Origin of the sequence: Bacillus sp. 1735sda2, from assembly GCF_024159245.1 — a bacterium.
In the GTDB taxonomy this organism is placed as follows: Bacteria; Bacillota; Bacilli; order Bacillales; family Bacillaceae; genus Bacillus; species Bacillus pumilus_O.
This window is the reverse complement of sequence record NZ_JAMYWZ010000001.1, coordinates 469,747-484,897: the sequence shown is the minus strand read 5'-3', so window position 1 is coordinate 484,897 and position 15,151 is coordinate 469,747. Positions and strand designations below refer to the sequence as shown.

14 protein-coding genes are annotated in these 15,151 nt (G+C 41.8%); 3 read left to right on the top strand and 11 right to left on the bottom strand.

Going from position 1 to position 15,151, the window contains the following annotated elements; translation table 11 throughout:
• Position 1: 1 nt before the first annotated feature.
• The 7 genes from NKR21_RS02325 to NKR21_RS02295 form a co-directional block, all read right to left on the bottom strand.
• A complete protein-coding gene (locus NKR21_RS02325) occupies positions 2 to 1,240 on the bottom strand; it encodes a glycosyltransferase family 2 protein (RefSeq protein ID WP_213019683.1) in 1,239 nt (412 codons plus the stop codon).
• A gap of 22 nt (positions 1,241 to 1,262) precedes the next feature.
• Positions 1,263 to 2,978, bottom strand: a complete 1,716-nt coding sequence (locus NKR21_RS02320) for a DUF2334 domain-containing protein (RefSeq protein WP_144457023.1) — start codon at positions 2,976 to 2,978, stop codon at positions 1,263 to 1,265.
• Positions 2,968 to 3,819 carry a GGDEF domain-containing protein gene (locus tag NKR21_RS02315; protein ID WP_012008962.1) on the bottom strand — a complete coding sequence of 284 codons (852 nt, stop codon included), beginning with the start codon at positions 3,817 to 3,819 and terminating at the stop codon, positions 2,968 to 2,970. Before NKR21_RS02315 ends, NKR21_RS02320 begins: the two co-directional genes overlap by 11 nt.
• Positions 3,800 to 4,882 carry a glycosyl hydrolase family 8 gene (locus NKR21_RS02310; protein ID WP_144457025.1) on the bottom strand — a complete coding sequence of 361 codons (1,083 nt, stop codon included), beginning with the start codon at positions 4,880 to 4,882 and terminating at the stop codon, positions 3,800 to 3,802. Before NKR21_RS02310 ends, NKR21_RS02315 begins: the two co-directional genes overlap by 20 nt.
• A 197-nt stretch (positions 4,883 to 5,079) precedes the next feature.
• Entirely contained in the window at positions 5,080 to 7,266 is a 2,187-nt protein-coding gene (locus tag NKR21_RS02305) for a DNA topoisomerase III (protein WP_144457027.1), read from the bottom strand.
• A gap of 72 nt (positions 7,267 to 7,338) precedes the next feature.
• Complete coding sequence (locus NKR21_RS02300) at positions 7,339 to 8,394, bottom strand: tartrate dehydrogenase (RefSeq protein WP_144457029.1); 1,056 nt, start codon at positions 8,392 to 8,394, stop codon at positions 7,339 to 7,341.
• A gap of 96 nt (positions 8,395 to 8,490) precedes the next feature.
• Positions 8,491 to 8,691, bottom strand: a complete 201-nt coding sequence (locus NKR21_RS02295; RefSeq protein WP_253602413.1) for an EamA family transporter — start codon at positions 8,689 to 8,691, stop codon at positions 8,491 to 8,493.
• 118 nt (positions 8,692 to 8,809) lie between these two features.
• On the opposite strand from NKR21_RS02295, the gene NKR21_RS02290 reads away from it, so the two are divergent.
• Together NKR21_RS02290 and NKR21_RS02285 are read left to right on the top strand one after the other, a co-directional pair.
• Positions 8,810 to 9,484, top strand: a complete 675-nt coding sequence (locus NKR21_RS02290; protein WP_012008957.1) for a GntR family transcriptional regulator — start codon at positions 8,810 to 8,812, stop codon at positions 9,482 to 9,484.
• 136 nt (positions 9,485 to 9,620) lie between these two features.
• Complete coding sequence (locus NKR21_RS02285) at positions 9,621 to 9,917, top strand: DUF3817 domain-containing protein (protein ID WP_008347156.1); 297 nt, start codon at positions 9,621 to 9,623, stop codon at positions 9,915 to 9,917.
• Between the two features lie 178 nt (positions 9,918 to 10,095).
• Here the strand turns inward: NKR21_RS02285 and NKR21_RS02280 are convergent, their stop codons facing one another.
• On the bottom strand, positions 10,096 to 12,348 hold the full coding sequence (locus tag NKR21_RS02280) for a hypothetical protein (RefSeq protein ID WP_225970051.1): 2,253 nt from the start codon (positions 12,346 to 12,348) through the stop codon (positions 10,096 to 10,098).
• A 160-nt stretch (positions 12,349 to 12,508) separates the two neighbouring features.
• Here NKR21_RS02280 and NKR21_RS02275 point away from each other — a divergent pair, with 160 nt between their 5' ends.
• Positions 12,509 to 12,727 (top strand): hypothetical protein, encoded by a 219-nt coding sequence (locus tag NKR21_RS02275; RefSeq protein WP_012008955.1) that lies wholly within the window; start codon positions 12,509 to 12,511, stop codon positions 12,725 to 12,727.
• Positions 12,728 to 12,876: 149 nt separating this feature from the next.
• Here the strand turns inward: NKR21_RS02275 and NKR21_RS02270 are convergent, their stop codons facing one another.
• The 3 genes from NKR21_RS02270 to NKR21_RS02260 form a co-directional block, all read right to left on the bottom strand.
• Entirely contained in the window at positions 12,877 to 13,143 is a 267-nt protein-coding gene (locus NKR21_RS02270; protein WP_041815177.1) for a hypothetical protein, read from the bottom strand.
• 399 nt (positions 13,144 to 13,542) lie between these two features.
• Positions 13,543 to 13,965: a pyridoxamine 5'-phosphate oxidase family protein gene (locus NKR21_RS02265; protein WP_012008953.1), complete on the bottom strand. Its 423-nt coding sequence runs from the start codon at positions 13,963 to 13,965 to the stop codon at positions 13,543 to 13,545.
• A gap of 288 nt (positions 13,966 to 14,253) precedes the next feature.
• The gene (locus NKR21_RS02260; protein WP_012008952.1) at positions 14,254 to 15,123 is read right to left on the bottom strand and encodes an SDR family oxidoreductase; all 870 of its coding nucleotides are present in this window, start codon (positions 15,121 to 15,123) and stop codon (positions 14,254 to 14,256) included.
• Between the last annotated feature and the right edge of the window lie 28 nt (positions 15,124 to 15,151).

Sequence of the window (15,151 nt, the reverse complement as noted above, 5' to 3'; positions counted from 1 at the left end):
GTCACCCGCTTTTCTTTTGTTGTTGATCGTAACGCTCTGTTTTATACCATTTCACTTCTTGTTTCAATAATCGGCTCTTCACCTCTACACATAAGGAGTACACAACAAGCGCAATCCATACTTGAGAATAGGTGAAGTACATGAGAACCACTATGAGAATATTTTGTTTGGTGAGCTCTGTTTTCTCAATACTTAATGTAATCATCACTTCTGTTAGAAAGAGGAAGAACGCTAATCCCCAAAGGATCAGTGCAACAGCCCCTACAGATAAGTGAAGGTCGACAAATAGGTTTACAATAAAAATGCCATTTGAGAGCAGAACACCGAAGAAAAATAAGAAATACGTAAAGAAGAAATAAAACAAATCGAAAATCATTCGTTTTCGTTTCAGCTTCATAAACTGCCTTAAAAATTTAAGAACAACATATTGATTCCCTCTAGCCCAGCGCGTTCTTTGCCGCCACCAGACCTTCCATGTCTCGGGCTCTTGCTCCCATGTGATCGCCGCTGGGAAAAATCGAATCACATACCCAAGGTTATACACACGGATCGTTAATTCGGTGTCCTCGGCCAAAGCTTGGACATCCCAGCCGCCTAGCTCTTCTAAAATGTGCCGGCGGATGGCGAAGTTGGTACCTGGTATTGTCGCAATACCAAACCATTTCCATCTCCCGCCCTGCGCCATCCATTGAAAACAGATGGTCTCAATATTAATAAATTTGGTCAGCAAATTTTTGGCTGCATTGATCACCCTGAATTTCCCGACAACAGCGCCTGCTTTTGGGTCATTTAATAACCCAAGAACCAGATGATAGACAGCCTTTGGTTCAGGCATGTTATCTGCATCGTATACGCAAATCACTTCTCCTGTTGAAGCCTTCAAACCTTCATTCAGCGCTGTGGATTTTCCCTTCCCTGCAAATGGTGGCTTCGTTTCAATCATATGGACATGATCATATTGCTCACTGAATGATTGCACAATCTCTCCTGTGCGATCAGAGGAATTGTCATTAATCACAATGATTTCAAGGAGGTGTTTAGGATAAGATAGCTGAACCATCGCTTTTAATGTCTGCCGAATGACGACCTCTTCATTATGAGCAGGAATCAGAATACTGACGGTTGGCAGATCCTTCCCTTGTTTCGTCCATTTAGGCAGCACTTTTTCATAGGTCAGGTAATGCTGAAAGCCGCCCTGCATGAGAAACATGTGGTATAGGAGCATGATCCAAATGAGCATTAATGAAAGATAAAATAAGACATCAGCCACCTAATTTTCTCTCCTTAAAAATTCGTTTTTTCATTGTCAGTCTTAAATACAATGTGTATAAAGCAAATGCCGCAATAAACAGCATGACCACGACCGTGAGAATTCTCAGCATATTCTCCATGCCATTTCGTTTGACTGTTTTTGTTTCGGCGATGTTGGATTCCTCTACTTGAATATGTCCATTCCCAAATGTTTGGATTTTGACATGTGCAGTTTGGACCGTCTGTTTTGTTTTCTTTATATCCAGCCATTCGCTAGAAGGGATTGCCTCCATCTGTGTGATTAAATCCTGTAACCCTGCTATCCCCAACTCCACGTCATAGGACAACCCTATTGCGGCTGATTGCAGATGCTGAACGGATTGAATCGTCTGTTCTGTTAAAACATTGGAACCTTCTTGGTCAGATGCTTGCTCTACTTGATGCTGAGGATATAAGGTCATGCCGTGTAACATGGCAGGAGACGTCACAAGCGGCGATGCGCCGACTGATTTCCAAGTGCGGTCTGACAGCTGCACCTGTCCAAATAGACTCGACACATGCTTTGAAATTACTTCATACCCTTGTTGTGATGTCGCATCATGCGGCACCTCGAACCCAAGAGGATATAAGCCTTGACTAGTAAGAAGCTCAATGCCCTTTGTCAGTTTTTCTTCTGTATAGGCGATTTCTTGCTCCTGATACGATTTGGTATACGTATGAAAGTCTTTTTCATTTGGGAATTGACTTTTCATTCGTTTCTTCTCAGCTTTTTTTGGGTCATTTGACGAGATGGGCTGATCATATTTTGCATCCCAGAACTCAAATCCCTCACCAGATTCCTCCGTTCGATACGTACGGCTAAAGCCATGAAGAATGATACTCGCTCCATTGCCTTGCAATTGTTTTAAAACACTCACAAGTTTCGGGCGGTCACTTAGTGTGACTTCATCACCTGTTGCCCGATCTATCCAAGCAGGGGTCACTGCAATCTGATAAGGAATATGCTGTGCGGATACGTATTGTCCAAGTTCAAGCAGCTTTTTCTCGTCACTTGCTGGACTGATGTTCCCGAGCATTAAGTATTTTGTCGTCATTTGCACAGAAGGTGACATGTATTTTTCTAGCGCTTCTGCAAGAAGCTCGTTTTGCTGCATGATATCTAAGATACCGATATATGCCGCACCTTCTTTTGTTTGAATCACAAATGGCAGATCAGATTGATGTTTCTTCACTAGAAATTCATTTTTCAACTCTGCCCCTCTAACCGTTAACACATTGATACTTCTCTCTAACTGACGGTATGTCTGATCATGTGTATGTTTTATTTGACTGATATGATCTTGTTTGTGAAAAGTAAGCTTGGAGAATGGGCGAAACTGTTCCGCATTGTATCCAATGGCGATGAATTGCTGTGATGTGTTCATCGCACGAATGGTTTGTTTTGACAAGGTTCTCTTTATTTCACCAAGATAAATGACTTGCTGAAATTCATTGATCCTCTTTTCAGCCAAATGTTCATCGGATACAATCATCGTCTGCTTTGAAAAATGACCAACGAGTAGATCCAGCATATGAACGGCTGGAGTCACTTCACCAGATGGTGTGGAATAAACGATCAGTGTATTTGGCTGCGTGACAAGAGCATCCGCTGAAGCAATGTGTTTAAACGAAACAATCGTAAAAAGCGTGATCATCAAACAACATTTCATCAAAGAATTACAGTTCATTCATCATCATCTCTTTTTCTAGTTCTTCTAAAAATTGCTCTGGCGTACGATAATCCGAGCTGCTTGTTAAATGGCAGACATGAAATGTCAAGGTCACTTCACGACCGTTTAATAAGACATGCGTCTGCAATTTATCCTTTAGCTTATCAAGGACAACTGACACATTTTCTTCTGGTGTATGGGTTAGCAGCAAGCCCATTCGCTCTTCAGATAACCGAAATTTCTTATCGGTTTCTCTTACGCTTTCGCGGATCTTGAGACTTAATTGCTGGAATAGGTGCTGCATTTCTTTTTCTCCATATAACGATTTGAATTCCGCTGCGTAATTCATATGAAGAAGGATAAAGACAAATGGCTGTTTGTACCGTTCTGCCCGTTTCATTTCCTCAGATAATTCGAGCTTCATCCGCTCAGCATTGTCAAATCCCGTTGTCGAGTCAATCGCTACAAATTGTTTGATGGCTTGCTTTTGTTGTTCAATGGTGTGACGCAGCGTATGGATCCGTTCATGCAAGCTTCCTGCTGAAATCGCAAAGAAAAGAAGTGCTACGCCCCAAATCACTACATCTTGCAATGTTTGATTTGAAAAAAGAGGACTTACATGACCAAGCTCTGTAAAGAACATGGCGCTCCCTATAAAGAACAAAATCAACAAGGTGAAAATTAATGCTGGTAGGATACCAAATAAAATACCGCAGCCTAACACGACAAATGTCAGTGCGATGATCATAAAGCTCTCCGCATCTTGTACGTTGAGGTAGCCCATAAACAAAATAAGGCCTGCAAACGTGAGGAGCAGAGAATAGTACAAGCGATACGTGTTACTGAACAACCGATTCATTTAAAAGCTCCCTTTCTGCAATTAGAGGCAATAAGTTATCAAATGAGTGTGTCTCTTTTTCGTTCATGTATCCTCCGTAATAAGGCTTGAGAGGATCTTGGGTTTGTAACTCTTTCATGCGGTGATAGACCGTCTTTGCGAATTTCTGTTCGTTTTGTTTAAGGGCATACAAAATAACGAGCGCATATACCGAAGGCGATTCATATGTGACAGAGGGTTGCAAAGTGCTCAGCTTATATCTCCCGTATAGTTTTCCGTCTTGTTTAAACGACGTTTTCAGCCATTTCATGATTTCAGACGTATTCACCTTTGCATGATGTGCATGTAGAGCTGTATAAAGTTGATCGATCATATTGATTTCTTGATCGAATGAATAGGTTTTTTTCTTTATGTCATAGGACTTAGGAAAAAATCCTTTTTTTCTCGGTGCTTGTTTTAGAATGGCTAATTGGTTGCTGGTCATTTGTTTCGTGAATATGTGGAGGGATTCCAATTCTTTGATTGCTTTTGGGTCTATATAAGAGAGTGTGATTGTGTGTGAAGTTCGATTTGTTGATGCATCATAATAATCGGACAATATGCCTTTGTACATGTTTTTTTCTTTTAACGCTTGAGCGATTTCTTTTGCTGTCGATTGATACGCTGGCTTCTTCCACAAACGATTTGCCTTTTGAAGTGCCGACACTACACGTAAATCATCAACTAAAGCATTGGCTTTACTTTTTTGTTCAGATTCGATTTGCCAGCTGAGAAGATGATGATCTAATAAAAATTGATCTTGCAAAACACCTAACTGTTGATCAAATAAATTTTGGTCTTTTTTTCGAACAAGATAATCCATCCAAAGCCCAAGTGATTCAGATAAGTAGATATGCTCCTCTGCAAAGGAGGTACGAATCAAGCCTTGATCTGTCATTAAGTGGTGAGTGATAAAATATTCTCCAGGTAAAACGGGCTGAGGTGATACTGGATCAGCTGATTCTTTCTGCTGCCTCCAGGTACATCCGCCTAGTAAAATAACAATGAGTAAAAAAATTGCTGTACGATATATGCGTGTATGCATTCGTGTCCCCTTTCAACTCCCCGTTCTCTAAACATCTAACGATTTATTATAGAGCGTTTTTGTTTAAATTTAAATAAATATTTTATACCAAATTACGAGTCTTTTCGCATATTTATTCCCATTTTCAGAAAAACAACATGTCAATATGCTTGATAACATTGAAAAACCCATGCGTTTCCGCATGGGTTTATATAGAACTATTGATCTAATTTTAATTTCTTTAATTGTTCAGCAAGTGCGTTATTAATGGGTTCTTCCACTTTCTTTTGTTTCTTCATATATTTAGACACATCGTGCTTACTGGCTTTCTTTTGATTGGATTGAGATTTGCGTTTTTCGAAGACAGACAGCTTTTCTCTATGGCCGCATACACAAGCAAAGATTTTGCCATCCCCTTCTCCGCGCAGCTCGAGCTTTTTATGACAGTTCGGGCAGCGTGCGTTTGTTTTCTTTGCCACATTTTTACGATGGCCGCATTCCCGGTCTTGACAGACGAGCATCGTGCCATGTTTTCCATTCACTTTCAGCATGAGTTTACCGCAGTCTGGACAATGGGTGCCAGTAACATTGTCATGCTTAAAGGTCTGGTTCGTCTGTTTGATTTCAGATACGGCTTGTTTGGCATACGATTTCATTTCACTCATGAATTGAGAAGCCTTCAATTGCCCTTTGGCGATTTTAGAAAGCTTTTGCTCCCATTCTGCTGTTAATGCAGGAGACTTTAAGTCCTCAGGCACTAACGAGAGCAACTGCTTTCCTTTCGAGGTGATGAAAATATCTTTTCCCTTTTTCTCAATTAAGAAGCTATTGAACAGCTTTTCAATAATATCCGCTCTTGTTGCTACTGTTCCGAGACCACCTGTTTCACCAAGGGTTTTCACTAAGTCTTTTTCCTCGTTCTGCATAAATGCCGCTGGGTTTTCCATAGCAGATAATAAGGTCGCTTCATTAAAACGTGCAGGAGGTTTCGTTTCTCCTCTTGTTTCTTTCAGCTGTCGTACGTCTAGTGACTGTCCTTCTGAAAGCAGCGGCAAATGTTGATCTGCCTCGGCAGATTCCTCTTCTTCATACGAGTCATCGTACACGGCTTTCCAGCCAGCTGCTTGCACGGTTTTCCCTTTTGCTGTGAATGTTTCACTGCCTATTTTGGTGATGACCGTTGTTTCTTCATACTCGAAAGGATTCATGAGTACAGCAAGGAATCGCTTGGCAATGAGGTCATATAATTTACGCTCTTTATCGCTTAGTACTCCTGGATATAGCTCTTCCTCGGTTGGAATGATCGCATGGTGATCTGACACTTTGGCATCATTGACGAAGCCTTTGTGCGCTTTTACACCTGACTGTAAAATCCGGTTCACATGCTGCGCATACGGTCTGACGTTCATTCCTTTTAAACGATCTTTTAATGTAGGAACGATATCCGCTGAAATAAATCGTGAATCTGTACGCGGATATGTGACGAGCTTATGCTGCTCATACAATCGCTGAAGCGTAGATAATGTTTCTTTGGCTGAGAAGCCATAGCGTTTATGTGCATCACGCTGCAATTCAGTCAGATCGTACAGTCCCGGCGCGAACGCTTTTTTCGCTGTTTTTTTCAACGCATCAACCATTGCTGGTTTACCTTCGCAGGCTGCCAAGCGCTCTTTGATCACACTCTCTTGGAATGTCCGGTTTTGCTTTGTTTTGGCATCCTGCCAGGTCAACGTTAGTCCATCTACTTGTGCAGTCAATCCATAGAACGGCTTCGGCTGAAATTGCTGAATGTCTTCTTCTCGTTTGAATATCATGGCGATCGTTGGTGTTTGCACCCGTCCACAGGAAAGCTGTGCATTGAATTTGGTTGTCAGCGCTCTTGTTGCGTTGATGCCGACAATCCAGTCTGCCTCTGCGCGCGCAACGGCTGAGCGATACAAGTTATCATATTCTTTGCCGTCTTTTAAACGTTTGAAGCCTTCTTGAATGGCTTTGTCCGTGACAGATGAAATCCATAGTCGTTTTAAAGGCTTTTTCACATGGGCTTTTTCAAGAATCCATCGTGCGACAAGCTCTCCTTCACGTCCAGCATCTGTTGCGATGACAATGTCTTTGACATCTTTTCTCGCAAGCTGTGCTTTCACTGCTTGAAATTGTTTCCCTGTCTTCTTCATCACCACAAGTTTCAGCGGTTCAGGAATGATTGGTAAATCCTCTAAACGCCAGGATTGAAATTCTTTTCCGTAGCCTTCTGGATCAGCCAGTGTGACCAAATGGCCAAGCGCCCATGTCACAATGTATTGATCTCCTTCTAAAAAGCCATTTCCTTTTTTATGACACTTCAGCACACGTGCAAGATCACGTCCGACCGAAGGTTTCTCTGCTAATACAACTGTTTTTGACACTAGATTTCACATCTCTTTCTTCTATCCATCCTTTTATTATAGCAGACGTGGAGATGCGGTTCTAATGACGGATTATTTCTTCAATCGTTTGATGATTTCGTTTGTGACTTCTTGCGTTTGATAGGCGCCGCCGATGTCTGCTGTTAAAAAGCCGTCTGCTGTAACTGATTCGATGGTTTCGAGCAGATGAGTGCCCAGTTCTTCCTCTCCGAAATGATCCAGCATGAGTTTAGCCGTCCAGATTTGGCCGATCGGGTTAGCAATTCCTTTTCCCGCAATGTCTGGAGCTGATCCGTGTACAGGCTCAAACATGGATAGGTATTTGCCATTCACATTGATGTTGGCGGCAGGCGCTACACCAATACTCCCCATAATGGCTGCCCCAAGATCCGTCAAAATATCACCAAACAAATTACTGGCCACAATGACATCAAATTTCTCAGGTCTCGTGACAAAGAAGGCTGAGAGTGCATCAATGTGCTGTGAATCTGCGGTCACTTCTGGATAATCCTTTGCTACGTCTTGAAACACTTCATCCCAAAAAGGCATGGTATGAACGATCCCATTCGATTTGGTTGCACTCGTCACATGCTTTCGTCTTTTTTCTGCTAATTGAAAGGCAAAACGCATGGCACGCTCTGTCCCTTTTCTTGAGAACACCGCATTTTGAACAGCAAGCTGATCTTCTCCTTGATAAATACGTCCCCCAATTTCACTATATTCACCTTCACCGTTTTCTCTGACAACTAGAAGGTCGAAATCCTTTGGCTGCGAAAGCGGTGAGCGTATTCCGTTCAGCTGTTTTGCAGGTCTGACGTTAATCACCTGTTCAAATTCACGCCTAATTTTAATAAGCAATCCCCAAAGCGATACGTGATCTGGCACTAAATTGGCATCTCCGACAGCCCCTAAGAAAATGCTGTCAAAGGCTTTCAATTGATCCAATCCATCCTTTGGCATCATCTCGCCATGCTCTAAATAATATTCACAGCTCCAAGGAAAATCCTGAAAAGTAAATGACAGACCGCCATGTACTTCTGACACCGCTTTCAAAACTCGTATCGCTTCAGGTACAACTTCCTTTCCAACCCCGTCACCTGGTATCGCCGCAATTGAAACATGCTTCATTCATTTCTCCCCCTTTATTGTCGGTCGACGGTCGACCATTTATTTGAGTTTACTAGAGAGTGCATGTTCTTTCAATGGATAAGGGCACTTTTTTGATCAAAGCGCCTGTTTATCCTGGAAAAGCATCGACGGGTTCTCCTTCTTCCTCCTCGCACTTTTTTTATCCGAAAGCACTAGCCCGCCTAAGGTCAGTACCGTACCGAGTGCTGACATGAGGGTCAATCTTTCATGAAGAACGATCATTGAAATGACCATCGTAATAATAGGAACGCCATAAATATATACACTCGTTTTCACTGAACACCCTTTTTCTCTTGAATTGTACGATATTGACTTTTCCAAGACAGGCTTGCCTAGAGGGAAAAACTTGGATAACATGAGACAAAAGATGATGTGTAAATGAGGGAATGACAGAATGAATTCATTCGAGATGGAAAGACCAGCACCATACCATATGCAATTTTATGAACAGTTGAAGCAGATGATTTTTGATGGACAGTTTCAGCCAGGGGAACGCATCAATGAGACACAGCTTGCCAAACAATTTGGTGTAAGCCGATCACCGGTGAGAGAGGCGATGAGGCTTTTAGAAAAAGATGAGCTCTTGATCGCTGATCATCGGTCAGGCTACTCTATTTATACGTTATCGGAAGAAGATGTCGAGGAGCTTTATCAAATTCGAATTGCCTTAGAAACGCTTGCTGTTGAGCTTGCATGCAAAGAAGCCGCGCAAAAAGAGCTCGATGAAATTGAGCAGGTCCTCACGCAGGCAGACGAAGCAATCAAACAGCAACTACCATCTAAAGACATCGTCCAGTTACATGAAGCCTTTCATCAAAAAATCATTTTAGCGAGCCACAATCACCGCTTATATAAACAATTGAATCATGTGAACGCACTGATTCATTTTTGCCGTATCTTTCATTTTAGCGGCGGGGCGCGTGCTGAGACGATTCAAACTGAGCATGCTGCCATTTATTCTGAAATGAAAGAGCGCCGCTCCACAGAAGCCGTTCAAGCGATGACGAATCATTTGTTACATGATGTGATGCACTTAAAGCAAGTACTCTCTGAAACAAACAAGGATTAAGTGATTTTTCCTTTTTCCCATTTTTTAAGCATTACATGAACATATTTTGAATTTTTCGTAGATTTCAGCATGTCCAGACGTTCTTTCGTTTATATTAGAAGATGAGAAACTAGCTTTTATACAGGAGGATTTGTATATGCATACAAGTATTAGCCGTCTTCGACAGGCGGGTTTTATTGAGGGTATGTCTCTTTTAACCCTTCTTTTAATTGCCATGCCTCTGAAATATTTTGCGGATATTCCGATGGCAGTCACCATTGTAGGCTCTCTTCATGGCGCATTGTTTGTCATCTATATGCTTATTTTGGCATATGTGACCTTTAAAGTTCGCTGGCATTTGAAATGGTCGATCGCTGGTTTTTTTGCGGCTTTCATTCCTTTCGGCAACTTCGCCTATGATAAGGTGCTTCGCCAGTATGATACAAAAGCTTAATCAAAAAGGGCTAAAACGAAATTCGTTTTAGCCCTTTTTCTTCTTTTCAGCGTGATAGAAAACCTTTGCAGCCCTAGAAAGGACGAGTACTGAAGCGGAGCGAAATTTGACATTCGCAAGCAACAGCACGCAGGACTGAAACCGAATGCGAGGGTTTATCTACACGCTAAAGTATTTTTTAAATTGATGCATATTTCACAATGGCTGCTTGACGTGTCATTTCGTGATATGCCACCCATAATTCATCACCTGGCAGTACGCTAGTAATTGGATCGATTGGCTGTTTCACTTCATACATCACGCCATCTCTCTCAATCTGAATGGTCGCTAACGGCTGATTGCCGATGACACCAGAAAATGCGACATGGGTCACTTTTGCACTTCCTTGTTTCTCTTGCATAAGACTGATTTCTTTATCCAGCTCTTCTTGTTTTGTCTGCATCGTGATTTGAGTTCCTGGCGCAACCTCCATATGGTCAGGGATGAATTGACTGACCGTTTTTGTAATGGACTGATCTCCGCTAGAAACCATCACATCCAGCATAATAGGTTTCTGATTATGAATCGTGACTGGATATTGCTTCACCCGCTGGATGGTTCCTGTTAATGTCACGTCTTTCCCCGATCGATTCCGCACTTCATGGCCATAGGCTGCCATTTTCAACTGACCGCTGATGTCGACGAGATCGGCTTTTTCTCCTGTTCTATATTCAAAACCATTGGCTTGAATCATCGGAATGGTATATTTTTTCTGATCTGCTTCAAATGTAAGCGATAAGACCGTGCCTCGTCCTACGGTTCCATATGATTCTATGTTTCTTAAAACAGCGCCTTTGATGAACTTTGGCTCACTTGTCTGGGAGAAGTCCCCCTCTTTTAAGAGCATCGCCTTTTTCTTCTGCGGATTATAGAGAATGGCGATACGCTGACCCGGCTGTGGTATCTGGGTATAGGATACAACCGTTTTAACCGTCTTCTCGATGTTTTGCCCATCATATTGAAATTGCAACTGCATTTTAACAAGCGGCTGTTCGTTGATGTAGGTGCCTGTTTCTTTGACAGATACAATATTGGCTTCTAATGTGACACTGTCTTTGATTTTGTTGTTTCTCACCAATCTCAAAATCGGCGGCAGGAAGATGGCTAGTACAAATAACAGCAATGGAATAAACAGCCATAGTGCCCAGTTGAGAATGAGCGGTCCGCCTTTCATGACATATTGCATAAAGGTGTCAAATGATGTTTGGTGAGCAGGGCTTGCGTTTTCGATTGAGATGACTTTTTGCAAAGGAAATTCCTTTAGCTGTTTGCTTTTCGTCTCAAATGCACCCGTTAATTGATTTTCGAATGAATAATAGATCCAATCACTTTTCACATTTTTATGGAAAAATAGTCCTTCTCTGTTTAAATTTTCATATGAAAACGACTGAAAAAGCTTGCTGACAGATGTTGTCTTATTCGTGCGGTGGTTATAAATATAACCTGTCAGCTTGCCTTTTGCTTCGTCCTTTGCTGTAGAGCCTACAAGAAGAACTTCTTCTTCATTAAGCTGGTAGATAAAGGTTTGATAAATCGGTTTTGGTGTTGGGACGACTTCACCAAGCCCTCCCTCTGCATTCACTTTCCTTGGTCTTTTTGGATAGTTAGATTCGACAGCGACGGCAAAGTTTTGGGATGTTCCGATTGTTTTTGCTAGCTGCTTCTCCACTTTATCTTGAATGAGGCTAAACGGTTCAGCGTTTTTGGAGACATAGACCCCAAGCTGATGCTTATCGTTTGAGACTCCGCTGACATATGCTTTCTGGTCATTTTTTAAAGTCAATTCAAATATAGGTATAGGCGTCTGGCCTCTAAAGGAGTTCATGACGGCATCGATGGAAACGGGTCTTGCTGGCAGGTTCAGTTTGTTGAGATTGTGCACATGAAAAAACTGACCATTCTTTAGCTCACCTAGGACGATAGCGGCACCTTCCATTTCTCCTGTAAACACAAGCCGTCCATTCCATTGATATGTATTCGTTTTTAAAAACGAGGGTATCTGCAAGTTTTGTTTAATGAGCTCTTTCTTTTCTCCGCTAGGCGTTAGTTTCTCGATCAAAAGCTGCCCCTCTTTATTTTTTAAAGCAAGTAAGAGATTGTTACCTTGAATGGATGGCAGCATTTCATTAAACGTATCGCTTTCCGTGGTCCATTCACTGATTATTTTTCCTGATTGAGGATCATACATTACAAAACGGAGTTGCTGGTCTTTTGATACAGCACTCACCACTCGTTTCCCTTCATCAAATGTAAATATTCGTCTGATGTCATATTGCGTCGCTTTCCCTGCTGACAAATCATCTTGGTAATGGTTCCACACCAAGAAACTAAGAATGATTGCTGGAATAAAGAAGACAATATACCTGAGGAAAATCACTGGTATTCTTTTCACTTGATCGCTTCCTTTCATGAGGTTCCTTTACCTTATACGTTAGTGCAGCGAGAATGTTTCATGCTAGAAGAATACCATTCTAACTTTCCAAATCCATATTTTACAAACTTGGTTATTTGCGATAAAATCCAATCAGATTCGAAAAAAGGATGTTATCTCAATGGATAAGCTATCATCGATCATTCTAGCGGCTTGGCTGCGTGTTCCTCGTTGGTTCAAGCAATGGGTGCTTGTATCCATTTCCATTTTCTTTTTTTATATGTGTTTTGTAAAGGCGCTGACTAGCTGGCATACCTTGCCGCCTGTCACTTTACTATCATGTGTCATCGGTTCCTTCTTCATTTGGCTGTTGTGGCAAAAAGGTCAAAAAAATAAGTGAAACGGGGAAAATTATGAAAGAATCCATCAGTTATTTTGCTATCTCTTTTGTTCTGCAATGGGTTTGGTTTGGCATCGTGCACCCAAATAAAGGTGTGACACTCCTAGATATGTTCATCTTTTCTATTTTGTTTGCGGTGATGTTCTTCTTTATTCGGAGGATTTGGCAGTATCAGAAGAAAGGCCGAAGTGATTGATCATGAAACTCGCCTTGTTCACTGTGATCACCTGTGCGATCATTGGCCTATTTTTGATGTCGAAGCCTTTTGAAGCGGACGCTATGCGTTTGGTTTCTAGCTTCATTTTCCCTTTTCTCGGGCTTGTTGGTTTCGGGGTTTTATTGTTTAACCCAATGAAAAAGGCTGCCAAATAGATGGCAGCCTCTTCCTTGCTTTTATCATGCAAATAAATAATCAATGTGTGATCTCCGTTACGGAGTGTATGAATTAAGATTCGATCATATCAGTGTGTCATATGTGTTCCGAATGAACCTACGTTTGAAAGTAAACGCCATGGAAGTTCTGGATAACAAGACAACGAAAGCCCTACCTCTCATTCGTCCTTACGGCTCCGAAGCCGTGCCAGTGTGAATTGTAAATCAAAACGTCTTTTTTCCACTCTTCCGCTTTTATAGGGGGCGGGTGCAGAAGGAAAAGAATAAGTTTGTTCGCTTTGACAGCGTCTCGTTCTTATCTAGTAGAAGCTCTATTGCTTCTCATTATGTCATAGAAAAAAGAAAGTTTACTTTCTTTATTTATTTGCTTATTTCAACACTTAATATCAAACTATAACACGTTCCCCCATTTTTCGCAAGTGTTAAAGTGATAATTCTGCTGGCGTACGGCTTCCTTCATTCATGTAACGAATGGAGGTCGGATCAATCTTCAGAATCACTAGGTTCGGATCATCTTTTCCTTTAAACCATTTCTCCATTTCCTCAGACCAAAGGCGGTCGATCAGTTCTGGATCGTCGGTTAATGTAGCGGTACCTGCGATTTCTGCATATGTGTCACCGAATCCTTCACCTGAATACCCAATGAGAATATGCACATTCGGGTTTTTTTCAATTTCGTCTGCTTTATGTGTTTCTTTACTTGTTGGTGTATATAATGTCAGTCCCTCATGGAAAAAAGTCATGTAGCGGGTATGCGGCTTATCCTGTTCAACGGTCGCGAGTGTTCCGACCTTTTGTTCATCTAATAGGCTTAATACCTTTTGTTTTAATTCTTCTTGTGACATATCGTTTCACTCCTTCAAATTTCATCCGTACTCTTAGGTTTCCACGACAAGCCATTCATTAAACAAAGAAATGTGTTTTTCATAAAAAGAGATCTTCTAGCTGATGCTATAGAAAACAGGCTCAATGAAGGGAGAAGTTGAACATGCATCATGAAACAATGTTCCATTTAAGTTCACTTGTCATTGCGGCAGTTGTTGTGGGCATTATCGTATGGTCTGTCTCATCTGTGCAGAAGAATCGCAAGAAATACTAAACACCGCCCAATCAAGTGGGCGGTGCGCTTTTGATCATGTATTCATAAAGGAACCGCCGTTGACGTGAAGTGTTTGTCCTGTCATATAAGACGATTCGTCAGAAGCAAGCAGCACATAGCAACCAACATGCTCTACAGGCTGTCCTGGTCTTCCCATCGGTGTTTCTGCCCCGAAGCTTTCCACACTATCCTCATCAAATGTAGATGGAATGAGCGGCGTCCAAATCGGGCCCGGCGCTACTCCGTTCACCCGAATTCCATCTTTCACAAGCGATTGTGCCATAGAACGCGTAAAGCCGTTGATGGCCCCTTTTGTCGCCGTATAATCAATCAGCACTTTGTTGCCTCGATATGGGTTAATGGATGTTGTATTAATAATTGAACTTCCCGGTTTTAAGTAATCCAGTGCTTTCTTCGTAAAATAAAAATAGGAATAGAAGTTGGTTCTAAACGTTTGGTGAAGCTGTTCACTAGAAATATCCTGAATCCGTTCTTTCGGGTGCTGTTCAGCCGCATTATTCACTAAGATATCTAATTGCCCAAAGGCTTCAACTGTTTTTTCTACCGCTTTCTCGCAAAAGGCTTCGTCACCGACATCTCCTGCAATCGTTAAACATTTGACGCCTTCCTGTTCTACGCGCTTTTGTGTATCCTTTGCATCATTATGTTCATTTAAGTACACGATGGCGACATGTGCCCCTTCTTTTGCATAGGCAACAGATACAGCACGTCCAATTCCACTATCTCCGCCTGTAATCAATGCAACTTTCCCTTTAAGCTTGCCAGACCCTTGATAGGATTCGTCTTCAAAGATCGGCGCAGGATTCATTTCCCTTTCACTGCCTGGCTGCTGATCCTGTGTTTGGCGCGGAATGCCATTTGTTAAATATTCACGTAAATCCATGAGTAAGCTCCTCCTTGATTTGTTGATG

Excerpts from the sequence above, each read along its gene's own strand:
- NKR21_RS02290 (WP_012008957.1), top strand. The coding sequence starts at position 8,810 with ATGAATTCATTCGAGATGGAAAGACCAGCACCATACCATATGCAATTT.
- NKR21_RS02325 (WP_213019683.1), bottom strand. The coding sequence starts at position 1,240 with ATGCTCATTTGGATCATGCTCCTATACCACATGTTTCTCATGCAGGGC.
- NKR21_RS02315 (WP_012008962.1), bottom strand. The coding sequence starts at position 3,819 with ATGAATCGGTTGTTCAGTAACACGTATCGCTTGTACTATTCTCTGCTC.
- NKR21_RS02320 (WP_144457023.1), bottom strand. The coding sequence starts at position 2,978 with ATGAACTGTAATTCTTTGATGAAATGTTGTTTGATGATCACGCTTTTT.
- NKR21_RS02260 (WP_012008952.1), bottom strand. The coding sequence starts at position 15,123 with ATGGATTTACGTGAATATTTAACAAATGGCATTCCGCGCCAAACACAG.
- NKR21_RS02275 (WP_012008955.1), top strand. The coding sequence starts at position 12,509 with ATGGATAAGCTATCATCGATCATTCTAGCGGCTTGGCTGCGTGTTCCT.
- NKR21_RS02285 (WP_008347156.1), top strand. The coding sequence starts at position 9,621 with ATGCATACAAGTATTAGCCGTCTTCGACAGGCGGGTTTTATTGAGGGT.
- NKR21_RS02300 (WP_144457029.1), bottom strand. The coding sequence starts at position 8,394 with ATGAAGCATGTTTCAATTGCGGCGATACCAGGTGACGGGGTTGGAAAG.
- NKR21_RS02265 (WP_012008953.1), bottom strand. The coding sequence starts at position 13,965 with ATGTCACAAGAAGAATTAAAACAAAAGGTATTAAGCCTATTAGATGAA.
- NKR21_RS02310 (WP_144457025.1), bottom strand. The coding sequence starts at position 4,882 with ATGCATACACGCATATATCGTACAGCAATTTTTTTACTCATTGTTATT.